The organism is Corynebacterium sp. MSK074 (assembly GCF_030229735.1).
Classification (GTDB): Bacteria; Actinomycetota; Actinomycetes; order Mycobacteriales; family Mycobacteriaceae; genus Corynebacterium.
This window is the reverse complement of record NZ_JASPIX010000001.1, coordinates 171,595-183,912: the sequence shown is the minus strand read 5'-3', so window position 1 is coordinate 183,912 and position 12,318 is coordinate 171,595. Positions and strand designations below refer to the sequence as shown.

At 59.3% G+C, this 12,318-nt stretch carries 11 protein-coding genes; 3 read left to right on the top strand and 8 right to left on the bottom strand.

Going from position 1 to position 12,318, the window contains the following annotated elements; genetic code table 11:
• Positions 1 to 312 precede the first annotated feature (312 nt).
• Both QP965_RS00845 and QP965_RS00840 read left to right on the top strand, forming a co-directional pair.
• Positions 313 to 705 carry a hypothetical protein gene (locus tag QP965_RS00845; protein ID WP_005328705.1) on the top strand — a complete coding sequence of 131 codons (393 nt, stop codon included), beginning with the start codon at positions 313 to 315 and terminating at the stop codon, positions 703 to 705.
• A gap of 48 nt (positions 706 to 753) precedes the next feature.
• Complete coding sequence (locus tag QP965_RS00840; protein ID WP_005328707.1) at positions 754 to 1,152, top strand: hypothetical protein; 399 nt, start codon at positions 754 to 756, stop codon at positions 1,150 to 1,152.
• A 194-nt stretch (positions 1,153 to 1,346) separates the two neighbouring features.
• On the opposite strand, the gene map is transcribed toward QP965_RS00840, so the two are convergent.
• The 5 genes from map to dxr form a co-directional block, all read right to left on the bottom strand.
• Complete coding sequence (gene map / locus QP965_RS00835; RefSeq protein WP_005325202.1) at positions 1,347 to 2,216, bottom strand: type I methionyl aminopeptidase; 870 nt, start codon at positions 2,214 to 2,216, stop codon at positions 1,347 to 1,349.
• Positions 2,217 to 2,282: 66 nt separating this feature from the next.
• Positions 2,283 to 4,136, bottom strand: coding sequence for a penicillin-binding transpeptidase domain-containing protein (locus QP965_RS00830; protein ID WP_284843825.1), 1,854 nt, complete (start codon positions 4,134 to 4,136; stop codon positions 2,283 to 2,285).
• Between the two features lie 81 nt (positions 4,137 to 4,217).
• The gene (gene ispG / locus QP965_RS00825; RefSeq protein ID WP_179386645.1) at positions 4,218 to 5,381 is read right to left on the bottom strand and encodes a flavodoxin-dependent (E)-4-hydroxy-3-methylbut-2-enyl-diphosphate synthase; all 1,164 of its coding nucleotides are present in this window, start codon (positions 5,379 to 5,381) and stop codon (positions 4,218 to 4,220) included.
• A gap of 109 nt (positions 5,382 to 5,490) precedes the next feature.
• Complete coding sequence (locus tag QP965_RS00820; RefSeq protein ID WP_284843824.1) at positions 5,491 to 6,699, bottom strand: M50 family metallopeptidase; 1,209 nt, start codon at positions 6,697 to 6,699, stop codon at positions 5,491 to 5,493.
• A gap of 14 nt (positions 6,700 to 6,713) precedes the next feature.
• Positions 6,714 to 7,874 (bottom strand): 1-deoxy-D-xylulose-5-phosphate reductoisomerase, encoded by a 1,161-nt coding sequence (dxr, locus tag QP965_RS00815; RefSeq protein WP_284836270.1) that lies wholly within the window; start codon positions 7,872 to 7,874, stop codon positions 6,714 to 6,716.
• Between the two features lie 132 nt (positions 7,875 to 8,006).
• On the opposite strand from dxr, the gene QP965_RS00810 reads away from it, so the two are divergent.
• Positions 8,007 to 8,513 carry a DUF2631 domain-containing protein gene (locus QP965_RS00810; RefSeq protein ID WP_284814048.1) on the top strand — a complete coding sequence of 169 codons (507 nt, stop codon included), beginning with the start codon at positions 8,007 to 8,009 and terminating at the stop codon, positions 8,511 to 8,513.
• Positions 8,514 to 8,701: 188 nt separating this feature from the next.
• Here the strand turns inward: QP965_RS00810 and QP965_RS00805 are convergent, their stop codons facing one another.
• From QP965_RS00805 to rlmN, 3 genes are read right to left on the bottom strand one after another with little or no spacing between them, the layout of a single operon-like run.
• Entirely contained in the window at positions 8,702 to 10,294 is a 1,593-nt protein-coding gene (locus QP965_RS00805; RefSeq protein WP_284843823.1) for a hypothetical protein, read from the bottom strand.
• 5 nt (positions 10,295 to 10,299) lie between these two features.
• The gene (locus tag QP965_RS00800) at positions 10,300 to 11,130 is read right to left on the bottom strand and encodes an ABC transporter ATP-binding protein (protein WP_284814044.1); all 831 of its coding nucleotides are present in this window, start codon (positions 11,128 to 11,130) and stop codon (positions 10,300 to 10,302) included.
• Between the two features lie 18 nt (positions 11,131 to 11,148).
• Positions 11,149 to 12,261, bottom strand: coding sequence for a dual-specificity RNA methyltransferase RlmN (gene rlmN / locus QP965_RS00795; protein ID WP_034668468.1), 1,113 nt, complete (start codon positions 12,259 to 12,261; stop codon positions 11,149 to 11,151).
• Positions 12,262 to 12,318: the final 57 nt, after the last annotated feature.

Below are 12,318 nucleotides of genomic sequence, written 5' to 3'. Positions count from 1 at the left end.
TTACGTGATCCTTCTCACACTCCTCCAGTTTCTTCCCAGGGTTTAGGACGTTTTCCCACTTCACGCCAAGGAAGTCCCATTCACAATTTCAGGAAATTCACCACCATAAAGGGGCCCAAATTAATTTAATCGCTGAAATTCCGGTCTTTGACGTGCAAAAGGACGGGAGTTTTACTAAATTCACTTGGGACACCGGCTCGAGCCGATACGAACACGGCTACCGCGTGTTTATGAATACCGCCTGTGTATTCAATAACACTTTGGTTTCCCAGTGCGGAAGCCTTGCAAGTACGACTTTTAAGGAATTTTGATATGCGTATCCGCAATGCAGCAATCGCTGGCGCAACCGCTCTCGCCGTTGCCTTCGGCGGCACCACCGTCGCTTCCGCTGCCGACACCGTCAACCAGAACGGCAACAACGTCACCGTAGAGCAGGCTAACCCTTCCAAGACTGGTAAAGGCCAGGCCGAGGACCAGACTCCAGAGGACTACACCCCTTCCCTGTCCTCCAAGCTTGGCCACAAGCTCGAGGGCGACAAGGCAGCTAACGGCGTTGCCATCTTTGGTTCTTCCAAGGACTTCTCCGGCCAGCCAGCATGGGCAAAGGTCTTCTACGGTGCAACCGTTGTAGCAGGCGTTGGTGCCCTGCTCGGCGGCATCATCGGCCCTGTTTACAACTTCTTCGTACACGGCCCGTCCTTCTAAGCAACAGCCACACGGCTCAATCAAAACTTCCGAAAGGTAATTTTCACAATGCGTAACTTCCGCACCGCAGCCGTTGCTGCTGCTACCGCTGTCACCGTAGCTTTCGGCGGCGTTGCCGTCGCTTCTGCAGAGTCCTCCACCGCCAACGAGAGCACCGGTTCCTCCCTGTCCTCCAGCTCCTTCACCCAGAAGGGCAAGGAGTGGGGCGCATGGACTCCGGGCGAGGACGGCAAGCCGGTAGTAACTGCAGACAACCAGGTCACCGGCGAGGACATGTTCGGCAAGGAAACCTCCGAAACCATCCCGGAGTGGGCTTCCAACTGGAAGAAGGGTGCTACCGCACTGGGCATCACCTCCGTTATCGGCGCAATCATCGGCGCTTACAACTACGCTGTTTACAACGGCATCATCCCGCAGCACATCCTGGACCCAATCTTCCGCCGCTAATTGTTAGCCGCAGATTGGCTCTAGATAGCTAGGGCTTGCACGGGCCTCGTTCTTGTAACGAGGCCCTTTTTGCTATATATAGTCGCTCCGATACGGCCGACTGCTCCGTGGGAAGTCGGCAAGAATACAAAGGCCGCCTCCACTCCCCTTCTCTGGAAATGGAGGCGGCCTTCAGTTTGTTCTGAGACTAAGTACTAGTCCTCATCTGGAATGGTAAGGATTTCATTGCCGTCTTCGGTGATGACGAGGGTGTGCTCAAACTGGGCAGTGAACTTGCCGTCGGTGTTTTGGACGGTCCAGTCATCATCCCAGATCTCGTAATCCAAGGAGCCGAGGTTAATCATCGGCTCAACAGTTAGGGTCATGCCAGGCTCAAGGATGTCGCGGTACACGGTCGAGTCATGGTGTAGGACCACAAGACCGTTGTGGAAGGTTGGTCCGACGCCGTGGCCGGTGAAATCGCGCACGACGTTGTAGCCGAAGCGCTTGGCATAAGACTCAATAACGCGGCCAATGACGTTAATCTCACGGCCGGGCTTTGCGGCCTTGATGCCGCGCATGGTGGCCTCCTTGGTGCGCTCTACCAGCAGGCGGTGTTCCTCGGAGACATTACCGGCGAGGAAGGTGGCGTTATTGTCGCCGTGGACGCCGTTCTTATAAGCGGTGATATCGATATTGACGATGTCGCCATCCTCAATCACGGTGGTATCCGGGATGCCGTGGCAGACAATCTCGTTGAGGGACACGCAGCTGGACTTGGGGAAGCCGCGGTAGCCCAGCGTGGACGGGTAAGCGCCGTGGTCGCACATGTACTCGTGCGCCACGCGGTCCACGTAATCAGTGGTTACGCCCGGCTGCACGGCCTTTCCGGCCTCCTTGAGGGCGTTGGCTGCGATCTTGCAGGCCTCACGCATCTTCTCAATGACCTCTGGGGACTGGACGTAGGGCTCGCCTACGGCCTCCTGCACCTCGTCTTTCCACACGTACTCGGGGCGCTCGATGCTCTCCGGCACGGTGAGGATCGGAGTGGGCTTGCCTGGCTTTAGCTTTCCTCGATTACTCATGGTTTCCCATGGTAGTCCTCTGCGCCCATAATGCAGCAGCCGGGGTCACGAGGGCAGGCGGGGTTTCTACCCTTCGGCCGGCGGAGCCGCACCCTCGTGCGGTCCGGACCGGTAGTCATCGACCTTCTGCAAGAAGTTGCTAGTGATATTGACCGAGACATCGGAGCCGCCGCCCAAAACCACGAGGGTGGCAAAGGCGATATCGTCTTCTTCCCGGTAACCGGTAAACCAGGCGTGCGAGCCCTCGTTAATCTCGGCCTCACCGGTCTTGCCGTAAATCGTGCCACCCGCCGCCATGCTGCGTGCGGTACCGCTAGTAACCACTTGGCGCATCATGGCGCGGACGTTATCTAGCACAGGCTTCGAAATCTGCTGCGGCTTATCGGAGGCTTTGGTTTCGTGGCCTTCGATAAGCGTGGGCGTAGGCGTCTTGCCATTGGCAACCGTTGCGGAGACAAGCGCCATGCCGAAAGGGCTAGCCAAGTCGTAACCCTGTCCATAGCCAGCTTCAGTGCGCTCGAGTGGTTCTTTGCCCTCCGGAATGGAACCGGTAATGGTAGTAAGGCCTGGGATTTCGTATTCCACGCCGAAGCCAAACTTTTTGCCCATATCCTTCAACTCACCAGGCTTAAGCTTGGTGGAGATATCCGCGAAGGTAGTGTTGCACGATTGTGCAAAGGCTTGGCTGAGCGGAACGCTACCTAGGGCGAAAGCGTTGTAGTTGGTCACCACGCGGCCAAAGATATCCATGGTGCCAGGGCACGGAACGATGGTATCGGTATTAAGCCCCTGCTTTTCTACGCCGGCCGCCGCGGTGAGAATCTTGAACACCGAGCCCGGCGGGTACTGACCTTGGAGGGCTACGTCGCCATCTTCATCGGCCTTCTCGGTTTGGGCCACGGCCAAGATATCGCCATTGGAGGGCCGGATGGCTACAAGCATGGCCTGGGAATCGGCACGCTCATTGACCGCCTCTTGTGCGGCACGCTGCACATCGTAGTCCAGACCTACCTTGATCGACGGCGCCGCATCAGGGTCGTGCTTTTCCACATCAGAGAGCGCCGCACCATTCTCATTGACCACAGAAATGGACCAGCCGGTTTGGCCATCGACCTCATCCTGGACCGCGGATCGCACGCGCGACATCAGATCGGGTGCCAGGCCACGGTCGCGGGTGACCAGAGCCGGCTCTTCATTGAGGCGCACACCGTCCATGCCTTCCACCTTGGGGCGCACAGCCTTGGCTTGATCCTCCGTAAACATGGTGACGGAAAAGGAGCCGTCTGCATCCTCCAATTTTTTCGCCAGATCCTTGGCATCCATCTCCGCAATGGAGTCATCCTGGCGGTGGGCGGCAGCCAGTGCGCCGCTGACCTTGGAAGCGGTGGGCCGCACATCATCCAGCGAGCTGGTATCTACCACCAGCCGGTAATTCAACCCCGGGCTCATCAATTCCACCCCGTTGGAAGAAACCACGCTGGCGCGCTCTGCTTCCAGCGCACGCAGTTCCAAGTGCTGATTTGCTCCCAGGTCTGGGTGGATAAGGCTCGGTTTCCACCGCACCGTCCACTCATCCTCAGTCTTGGTCAGCGTCATCTGCGTGTCATAGCTCAAGGTACGATCCTTGGGCAGGTCCCAGGTGACCTTGTAGTTCGCCGTGGCGAGGTTCTCATCCTGGTCCACGCCTTCAAGCTCAATGTCGAGCCCCTCGGCCTGCAAGCCGGAGTAGGTGGCATCGAGGGCGGAGGTGGCGTCCGAGGGGGCGTCGGTAAGCGCGGCTAAACCGTCATTATTGCGGGACTCCATCCCCTGGAGGAATTCTTCCGCCACCGGTTCCGCAGAAACCGGCTTCGGAGTACAGGAAACCACGCTGGTGGAGGCGAGCGTGATAGTTGCAACCAGCGCGACCAACTTCTTCATGTCTTGGCACTCTAGCAGCGCAAGCGCCAAAAAAGACTGCCCCACACCGAAGTGCGGGGCAGTCTGCTCAAAGTGGGTGAATTACTGGGTTACGCGAACCTCAGCCTTGGCGCCTTCCACGGCTTCCATACCCTGCTCATCGGCAATGCGCATGGCCTCTTCAATGAGGGTCTCCACGATCTTGTCTTCCGGCACGGTGCGAACAACCTCGCCCTTAACAAAGATCTGACCCTTGCCATTGCCAGAAGCAACACCGAGATCGGCATCGCGGGCCTCGCCTGGGCCGTTGACAACACAGCCCATCACGGCAACGCGCAGCGGGAACTCCATGCCGTCCAAGCCGGCGGTAACTTCTTCTGCCAGCTTGTAAACGTCCACCTGGGCGCGGCCGCAGGACGGGCAGGAGACGATTTCCAACTTGCGCGGGCGCAGGTTGAGCGACTGCAGAATCTGGTCGCCCACCTTGATTTCCTCTACCGGCGGGGCGGACAGGGACACGCGAATGGTATCGCCAATGCCCTCTGCCAGCAGTGCACCGAAGGCCACGGAAGACTTGATGGTGCCCATGAACTTCGGACCGGCCTCGGTCACGCCAAGGTGCAGCGGGTAATCAGTCTTTTCCGCCAGCTGGCGGTAGGCCTCCACCATCAGAACCGGATCGGAGTGCTTAACGGAAATAGCGATATCGCCATAACCGTGCTCCTCAAAGAGGCCAGCCTCCCAAATAGCGGACTCGACGAGTGCCTCCGGGGTGGCCTTGCCGTACTTTTCCAGCAGGCGCTTGTCCAAAGAACCACCATTCACGCCGATGCGGATGGGAATGCCGGCATCGCCTGCGGCCTTAGCAACTTCCTTCACGCGGCCATCAAACTCGCGGATATTGCCCGGGTTTACGCGGATGGCGGCGCAACCAGCGTCGATGGCCTGGAAGATGTACTTCGGCTGGAAGTGGATATCCGCAATCACCGGGATCGGAGACTTCTTGGCAATGGCCGGAAGTGCCTCCGCGTCGATGGGCTTAGGGCAAGCCACGCGCACGATATCGCAGCCGGAAGCGGTCAGCTGCGCGATCTGCTGCAGCGTGCCGTTAATGTCGTGCGTCTTGGTATTGGTCATTGACTGCACCGAGATGGGCGAGTCAGAGCCGACGCCGACCGGGCCCACCTGCAGCTGACGAGTCTTGCGGCGCGGGTGCAGGACTGGTGGTGGGCCGTCTGGGATTCCTAGACCGATGGGGGTCGACATGAATTCTCCTTGCTGAAGCACAGTAAATACATACGGTGGGTGATTAACGCCCCCACTCTAGCACTGCTTGCTTTATGCCTGAAGTGCACGCAGCGGGGGGCTGCGGCGGCTAGCCAAATAGCCGAATGGGGTTGACCACATCGGCGACGATCACGATGGCCCCAACGCCCATTAGCAGCGCGGCCATGACATAGGTCACCGGCATCAACTTGGTGTAATCGGCCGGCCCCAGAGCTGGCTTGCCCGCCATTTTGCGGATGCCATCGCGCAGCTTTTCATAGATGATGACGGCGATATGTCCGCCGTCAAAAGGCGGCAGCGGAATCAGGTTAAAGAGCGCGAGGAAGAAGTTCAGCGTGGCCAGCATCATAAAGAACATCGACCACAGGGAGCGCTCCGCCAATTCGCCGCCCACGCGGGAAGCGCCGACGACGGACATCGGGCCATCGGCCTCGCGTTCGTGGCCGAAGATGGAGGCCACCACACCCGGAATTTTGCCGGGGAATTGCTTGAGACCGTCAACCGTGGCTTCCAGCGAGTAGGTGCTGAAGCGCCAGGTTGCTGGCAGGGCGTCGACGGCGCCGTGCTTTTCGACGACATCGATAAGCTGATTGCTCAGCCCGATTGAGCCAGCATCCACCAGCTCGCCGTCTTGGTTCAATCGCTTGACCGTATCGAGGTGGACCGAGAAGTCCCTATCTTCCCCACCGCGCTCAACCGTCAGCGTGATGGTCTCGCCGGGGCGCTGCATTACCTCATCGCGCAGCTGGGTAAAAGAATCCAGCTTCTGGCCATCGAGGGCCACGATGATATCGCCCTCCTGCACGCCGGCCTTTCCAGCGGGGCCTTTACCCGTGCACGTCTCTAGCTCTTGGTTCGGTTTCTGATTGGCCGAGCACGTCACCTCACCCACGCGCGGGCGCACGTCAGCATCTGGGTTGGGCAGACCAGCCGTCATCGCCACAAAGTAGAGGATGACAAAGCCCAGAATCAGGTTGACACCGATGCCGCCAGCCATCACGATTATGCGCTGCCACCACGGCTTTTTATACATCGCATGGGGCTCTTCTTCCTCGGTGAGGAATTCATCCTGGGCCGTCATGCCAGCGATATCGCAAAACCCGCCTACCGGGAAGGCCGCAAGCCCATATTCCGTGTGGCCCTTCCGGAAGGAAAATAAGCGCGGCCCAAAGCCAATAAAATAACGGCGCACGCGCATGCCAAAGGCACGCGCGGTGAGCATATGGCCTGCTTCATGCAGCGCTACGGTAAGCCCGATACCAAGGGCGAAAAACACAATGCCCAGCAAGTTTGCCATGATGTGAAAGCTTTCTAGTCAGCCAGCGAATCAATCAGCGCATTCGCGCGCCTGCGCGCCTCGCCTTCTACCGCGAGGATTTCATCGAGGCTAGAGACTACACCAGCAAACTCGGATGCGGAATCAAGGATCGTGCCCACGACGTCCACGATCTCCGGGAAATGGATGCGCCCAGACAAGAACGCGGCCGCAGCTTCCTCATTAGCGGCATTATAAATGACCCCTGTTCCCTCGGCCGCGGCCCGGCGGGCGAGGTTGACAGCGGGAAAGGCGGCATCGTCAAGCGGCTCAAAACGCCAGTCATGCGCCTGCGCAAAGTCCAAGGCCGGCTGGGCGCCTGGTACGCGGTGCGGCCAGTTCAGCGCCAGCGAAATGGGCAGCTTCATTGACGGCGGCGAGACCTGAGCGATAGTGCAGCCGTCTTTGAAGGTGGCCATGGAGTGAATGATGGACTGCGGGTGCACGGTGACGTCGATGCGCTCCGGGGCGATGTCAAAGAGCAGGGTGGCTTCAATCAGCTCCAGGCCCTTATTAATGAGGGTGGCGGAGTTGAGGGTATTCATCTGCCCCATGGACCAGGTTGGGTGCTGCGCTGCCTGCTCAGGGGTCACGTCCCACATCTCTTCGCGCGACCAACCGCGGAAGGGGCCACCAGAGGCGGTAAGGACGAGCTTATCCAGCTCCCCCTCCTCGCCGGCACGCAGGCACTGTGCCATGGCGGAATGTTCCGAGTCAACAGGGATAATCTGGCCAGGGCGCGCCTTCTGCGTAACCAGCGTGCCACCCGCCACGAGGGATTCCTTATTGGCCAAGGCTAAATACTCGCCCATCTCCAGGGTGGCCAAGGTGGCCTTGAGCCCCAAAGACCCCACCAAGGCATTGAGTACCGTATCGGCCGGGGCCGAGCGCACTAGGTGCTCTGCAGCGTCGGCGCCGCTCAAGACCGAACCGCCTAAAGCGGCCGACACCTCGGCGGCGGCGGCCTCGTTGGCCACAGCAACGTGGTCAAACGAAAGGTTGAGGCTACGGGCTTGTTCGATGATGAGCTGCGGGTTGGAGCCACCCGCAGCGATTCCCACGACGTCGAATTTATCGGGATTATCCGCAATGACTTCCAGAGCCTGCGTGCCGATTGAACCGGTGGAACCAAGAATGAGTATTCGCTGAGTAGTCACGCCTCCACCCTAGCGCCCACCACCATTGGGCGTGCGCGGCAGGTACGCCGCACTGCGACGGGGGTGTTTAATCGCCATCTCAGGTGCGATGTTTTAGAATGTGTAGCAGACAAATGGCATTGGTGTTCCCGCATGCCCATCGCGCAGACGGACACACGCAGAAGCGAAGGAGAGCAAGTGTCTTCCCACAAGCCGGTACCGCAGGTATTTGACGGTGTTTCTACTGAGGACGTTCCATCCGCAGGATTCGGTTGGTCCCGCATCAGCCGCTCTGGCGTGCAGATCGCTGGTTGGATCTCTGTCCTGTTCCTGCTTGCCTACAACTTTGGTAACCACAAGGGCCACGTTGAGACCATCTGGCTCATTGCCTTGGCTATCTTGATCGCTGTTGGCTTGCTCATCCACGCTTTCCAGCCGAAGCTGCACCAGGTCCGCACCGTGACCGCCCGCAACCAGCCGGTGGGCCACCAGGAGCCGGACTGGGTCTACGACCAGAAGACCAACACCGGTGTATACGCCGAGCTGACCGATTCCCAGCTGCGCGCGCTCAACATTGAGCCTTCCCGCGTTTCTCACCTGCGCGTTGAGCCAGGCACCAACAACGCCACCCCGGTTACCTCCGGCAAGCACACGCTCTAAGCTTTAGTACGCTTTAGCTACCGCCGCCCTTCCCTGCGAAGGCCGGCGGTTTCTTTATGCCTCCGCTTGGCGACGCCCCCTCCTACTCACCAACATATTCGGTCGTTTAGGCCCCACTCCCAGCCCCCACGGACCCAACCGCGCCCTGGGAGGGCAGCGATGCGGCCACTGTCGCGGGGGCCGGAGGATTAAGACACCCAGTGCCCCACCTTGGCGTAAATCTCAGGCAGGGAGTTGTCCACGCGTTTTCCGCTTACCCGTAGGGCGACGATATAACACGCAACGGGAACCGCGATGACGAGGATATACCCCAGTGCAACCAGCGCCATATTCGAGCCGTAGCCGATGGCCATTGGAATGACGCCAGGGATAATCGGCGTCCAGCCAATAAACAAATTCAAAATGGCGCTTAAGAAGGCACTGGCCGAGTAGCCGGATTTATCTGCCCACATACTGCCACCGGGACGCGCGGTGGCAAAGGGATTAAAGGTGGATAGCAGCAATGACAATCCTGCAGAAGAAATGAAAATTCCCAGTGCGACCACCATCAAGCACCCCGTGAGCGCTTTGTCGGCGCTCACCGCGAAAAGCACCGCCGCCGAGAGGACGAAGATTGTGACTGTGGGCGCCAAGTGCGCCCAGTGCCGGGCGTAGAGAAACGTGCGCGGACGAACTGGGGCAGCCATCTTTACCCACAGGCTTGGACCGTCATAGCCAAAATCATTTGTGGCTACAATTCCGCCGAAAAGTCCCAGAAATAGCACTCCTATAGACGGCATGACGGAATCAGTAGTAAAGCCTTGAATGATAAAGACGATTGCCAGAATCGGCTGCATGATGATGGTTCCGATAAGGCGGGAGTCACGGAAGATGTAGCGCAACGAGCGCGTAAATTCCATCGCAGCTGGTCCGCGATAGGAAAAGGAGCCCAAGGAAAAGCGGTTAATCCCTTTGGCCTTTTCGCGGCGTTGGTGCGCCGGAGACAAGAGTGTGCGGCGCTCGAATTGCAAGCGCAGCAACCGGTGCCACGCCCACACGGCTGCGCCCAGCGACGCCGCGGCGATGAGGACCTGTGCTAGTGCCACCGCCAGTTGGCCTTGGGCGAGCGCGAGCGCCCAGCCCACCGGTGCGCCTACGGGCGTCCACGCCAGCCCCTCGCCCACCGTTCCCAATGGGAAGTCAGAGCCAGCGAGGGAAGCAAGCCGATTAGAACCAAAGATGAGCAAGAACACCGCCAGCGCACCCAAAACTTTGAGGGTGGTCGAGCTTAGCTCCGCGACAGTAACCCCGGCATAGACCGCGAGGTCCACTAAAACCAGCGTCAGAACTAGGGCAAAGAGCATGCCTAGGCAGAAGGGCACGATGAACAATGCCTTACCATTGGCCGCCAAGATCACGCTTCCCGCCACCGCGTAGGCGATGGAGAGCAGGACAGATACTGGAGCGCGCAAATTGAGCACTGAGGCAATAGCTAGTGCCGGTGTGATGTCTTTTAACCGCACCGGCAAGGCGGAGAGCTCACGGGCAGAAAGCTGATTCTCCCCGCTGGGTATGATGAGGGTGATAACGATAAAGGCCAGCGTGCCTACAGCGGGGGCCACGGTAAGGGCTTGCACGTTCCCAGTTCCGATGGAGATATCTGCCGCAGCAAGAGCTCCTAGCGACGCAAGGCCGATGAGTCCATAGAGCAAGAGGCAGATAGGGATCATGACCGCCGCGGCATTCGCTTTGAGATTGCGGACCCACAGTGTGCGGTGCAGCTTGAGGAGCGTCGAAGTCATTGCGCCTACGCCTCCCCTTCCCCGCGCTGCGGATCGCCGCCTCCACGGCGCAGCCAATCGAAAGAGTCCGCGTCAAAGTCACTCCCACCGGCAAAGTGGATGAAGGCATCCGTCAGGCTACCGCCCTGGCGCACCTCTTCGACGTGGCCAGCAGATAGCACCTGTCCTCCCGCGATGATGGCTACATGATCACACAAGCCCTCCACCAGTTGCATAACGTGTGAAGACAGGATTACGGTGCCACCGCGGGCGGCATAGGCGCGCAAGAGCTCCTGAATGAGCTGGCCGGAGACTGGGTCCACCGCTTCCAAAGGCTCGTCGAGGATCACTACCTCTGGGTTATGCAGGAGCGCACCTGCCAAAAGGATCTTCTTAGTCATGCCGGCGGAATAGTCCGCGATGGGTTTATCGGCGGCGTCGGCAAGCTGCAAGGCATCTAGCAGCTGTGCACTGCGGCGCTCCACTTCGGCTTGGTTCATGCTGCGCAAAGCGCCGAGATAAAACAGGTACTCTGGGCCCGATAAACGGTCAAAGACGGGAGCGCCATCAATGAGCAGGCCCATCGCCGCCTTAGCCGCAATCGGTTCCTGCCACGTATTGTGCCCAGCGATGAACGCCTCACCGCTATCTGGGCGCAGCAGACCGCACGCCATGGTCAGCATGGTGGTCTTGCCAGCGCCGTTAGGGCCGACGATGCCATAAATAGAGCCCCGCGGGATGTCGAGGCTCAAATTCGACACCGCGGGGCGTCCAGCGAAAGATTTATTCAGACCGCGCACGGCAAAGGCCTGCGCGGTGGGGTCATCTGCAAGCGGTGGATAATTCGGAATAATCATATCCGCCAATGTTATCAGTTAGGCGGACTTATCTTCCCGTTCATCCGCTGCGAGCTGACCACACGCTGCCGCAATCTCATCGCCCTTGGTATCGCGCACCGTGCAAGGAACGCCTTGGGCCTGTACGCGGCGCACGAACTCGTCCTGGCGGTCCTGCGGGGCCGCATCCCACTCCGAGCCCGGCGTGGGGTTCAGCGGAATGACATTGACGTGAACCTTGGAGCCCAGCTTCTGATGCAGCTTGCGGCCCAGCATATCCGCGCGGAAATCCTGGTCATTCTTATCGCGAATCAGGGCATACTCGATGGACACGCGGCGAGCAGACTTATCCGCGTAATAGCGCGCAGCATCGAGCACCTCATCGACGGACCAACGGTTATTGACTGGCACGAGACCATCGCGCAGCTCATCATCCGGAGTGTGCAAGGAAACGGCGAGCGTGCAGGCCAAATCTTCGTCCGCCAGCTTACGGATTGCCGGTGCCAAGCCCACGGTAGACACGGTCACGTTGCGCTGGGAAAGACCAAAGCCGGCACCATCCTGGCCGGTAATCTGTCGCACGGCCTGCACCACGCGCTTGTAGTTGGCCAGTGGCTCACCCATGCCCATGAAGACCACGTTGGACAGGCGGCCACCTTCTGCTGCCATCGCGGCTGCAGCATGGCGGAACTGCTCAACGATCTCGCCCGTGGACAAGTTGCGGTCTAGACCGCCCTGGCCTGTAGCGCAGAACGGGCAGGCCATACCGCAGCCGGCTTGGGAAGAAATACACAACGTGGCGCGTCCTGGGTAGCGCATCAGAACCGACTCCAGCAGCGTGCCATCATGCAAACGCCACAGGGACTTAGTGGTCTCGCCGTCATCCGTGGAAGTAGTCCGGATAGGCTGCATGAGCTCAGGGAAGAAGGCTTCCTTAACTGCTTCGCGCTTGCCGGCGGGGATATCGGTCATATCCTCTACATTGTCGGTATAGTGCTCGTAATAGTGCTTAGCCAGCTGCTTTGCGCGGAATTTAGGCAGGCCAATTTCTGCGAGCTTGTCAATACGCTCGGTTTCGGTCAGGTCCGCGAAGTGCTTAGGGGGAAGTCCGCGGCGCGGGGCGGAGAAGTTAAGTTTCACTGGTTGAGCCATAGTGTTGCCCATCTTTCCACGGTCTGCGTGGGTTTTTCCAATTGAAAGCCATGCCAA